Source organism: Marinifilum fragile JCM 15579 (genome assembly GCF_001310955.1).
In the GTDB taxonomy this organism is placed as follows: domain Bacteria; phylum Bacteroidota; class Bacteroidia; order Bacteroidales; family Marinifilaceae; genus Marinifilum; species Marinifilum fragile.
In genome coordinates this window covers 1-2,529 of the sequence record NZ_BAZX01000064.1, presented here as the reverse complement: position 1 = coordinate 2,529, position 2,529 = coordinate 1, and the positions used below count along the sequence as shown (strand labels likewise).

At 33.4% G+C, this 2,529-nt stretch carries 2 protein-coding genes; both read right to left on the bottom strand.

The genetic code is table 11. The annotated features are described in order from the left end of the window. Nucleotides 1–247: 247 nt before the first annotated feature. Nucleotides 248–949, bottom strand: a complete 702-nt coding sequence (locus JCM15579_RS19870; RefSeq protein ID WP_054723040.1) for a hypothetical protein — start codon at nt 947–949, stop codon at nt 248–250. Nucleotides 950–995: 46 nt separating this feature from the next. Then, nucleotides 996–2,183 carry an acyltransferase family protein gene (locus tag JCM15579_RS19865; RefSeq protein WP_083464789.1) on the bottom strand — a complete coding sequence of 396 codons (1,188 nt, stop codon included), beginning with the start codon at nt 2,181–2,183 and terminating at the stop codon, nt 996–998. Nucleotides 2,184–2,529 lie beyond the last annotated feature (346 nt).

The window sequence follows — 2,529 nt, the reverse complement described above, 5'->3', positions numbered from 1 at the left end:
TGAAGAAAGGATAATGTAAAGATTAAACTCAAAATTTTCATATTCTGTGGAGTATATAGTAGACAATTTGTAAACAAACACAAGCAATTAGGTTTATTCTTCGTTTCACTTTTGCTTTCGCAAAACACCAACAACAAGCTCGGCTAGCAGGGGCGTGATTTGGTCTTCATGTTACTGCACCAATTCTCGCCTGTGGTTCAATTCTAAAAATAGAATGCGATAACATAACTCACCAGCAAGGAATCTACTAGTGTTTTATTTCATTGTTGATATTTTTCCTGACTTTATCAATCTTCTCTTCAATTTCTGAATAATATTCAAGAATAAAGTTTCTGTTTTCTTGAATCTTCCACAGGTAAATCAGTAGCTTATTTCTTTTATTCTCTTGAATTTTCAGGGGCAAATCAATTCCATTAACATTGCCAAGACTGTCAATCTTAAAGTGTGGGGCTAATTCTTCATTAATATCTTTGAAATAATTTTCTTGAAATTGCATTTCCGAATACTCCTCTTCTAATTTCCTTAAAGTATTATAGTCATACTCATAGAGCGTGATTATTTGAAGTCTTAATGAATCATTATTAATTAATTCAAGCCCTTTTGATTTCAAGGTTTCATATCCGGCTATATTCTGAATGGATACAAAATCGCGCGTAAGTTTTAAGTAATGGTACATCAAAGAATCAGCGTTTATGTTCTTTCCTGTAAATGCTTTTCTAAAAAAGTTGCAGGCAGAAATTCCATCCCGATGACCATTTTCATTCAATTTAATATCACTCAAGTCTTTTTCGAGGCCATTTGATATTTCTGTAAGAATTTTATTTTCAGATAGAGCATCTCTCCTGTTTTCATTCCAATTGTTTAATGCAAATGCAGAAACAACAGCAATAAAAATTGACAAAAACTCAAATCCGTATTTTCTCCAATTATCAAATTTAATTTTTTTCATGATTGTTCTTTTAGGTCAGCAATGGGTCTGCTTATACCCCGGCCTTTTATCTCCAAATGTTTTTTATATAATTTAAAATTAACTTCCCTCTGATCTCTTGCTTCTTCTCATTTCCAATTAATATTCGATCCCTTAGTTTCATAAATGGTTTCTCTATGAACAGATGCAATATCAATCCGCCTATTACAGCAAGGATCAGACAAATCCAGAATACATTTTGCTGAATAAATTCATTATCGATATCTGCCAATAAGATTTTCACCAAGTGATAAACCTGCTTATGACTTAGGTAAATGGCATAGGATAATGTTGCCATAACAAAAGTGAATCGAGATTTTAACTTGTAAAGAATACTTGTGGGACTAATGGCTCCCATCACAATAAAACCATAAGCTAATGATATCAAGGGTAATCCATAAACCATTGCTTCGAATGAAAGGAGACTTTCACAAACTTGATAGGCAAGCAGGAATAAAACAAGCCCCAATAAAAGACTAAGGTTTCCATATTTGTTTAAAAAATTTTGCCAGCCTGGTTTATGGTTAAAAATTGATGCGATCAATACACCAATGATCAATCCATCCATTCTGTTATGACTTGGATAATATACTTTTTCGAGAAGTCCTTGCACCATCAGTCTCCTACTACCACTTTCGATAAAAGGCTGAACAAACTCATTCCAATTGTAAATTCTAAGTAAAATACCTACTCCAATTAAGGCAAGCATCAGGTATGGAGCTAGTTTTTGTAATCGAGTTTGAAAAAACAGAATTATGCTGATAGGCATTAGTAAATAAAACTGTTCCTCTACACATAAAGACCATGCATGGGAAAATGATTTCTGTGTTTGGCTGTCGAGTCCATAGTTTTGTGTGAAAGTTAGAAATTTCCATAATGGTGGTAATCCCGAACCTTCCCTTAAACTACCCAATGAATAATACAATACCAGTATGGCTAAATAGGCCGGAACAATCCTAAACAAACGTTTCATGTAAAAACGCTTCAAATTGATTTTTGAACTGCCCTTAAATTCTTTTAAAAGCTGAAAGCCGATCAGGTAACCACTCAAAACAAAAAACAGGTCGACTCCGGTCCATCCTATTTTTCGAATTGGTTCTAACCACTCAGGAATCCCTCTCCCATAATGAAAGATCATCACGAGAATAATTGCAATTGCCCTTAAGTGATCTAGTCCATGCAGCCTGTTTGTATGGTTCGTGAAAATCTTAATCATTCAGGTAGTTTGCATTGCGCTTAGGTTCTTGGTTTGCCCATAACTTACAAATGAAAACAAGCAGTTCGTTTATTCTTTTTATTGCTTTTGTAAAACACGAGCTACAAGCTCGTGCTAGGGTGGGTTACATTATCTTTATGGGTGTTACCACTCTTTAATTTTAACTTTTGTTGTTTCTTATTTTTATTTGCTTTGAAATATATGCTTAAAATTAAATTTCTCATGACCTGTTTCTGAGAATCCCGTATAGTTTGCTGTAATTGTCGAATCGTTTATCAACTTAAAATTAATCCAACTGTCATAAGATTCGAATTCAAATTCTAAAATGTATGTTGAATCTTTTTTT

Coding starts and splice junctions, on each gene's coding strand:
- JCM15579_RS19870 (WP_054723040.1), bottom strand. CDS start 949: ATGAAAAAAATTAAATTTGATAATTGGAGAAAATACGGATTTGAGTTT.
- JCM15579_RS19865 (WP_083464789.1), bottom strand. CDS start 2,183: ATGATTAAGATTTTCACGAACCATACAAACAGGCTGCATGGACTAGAT.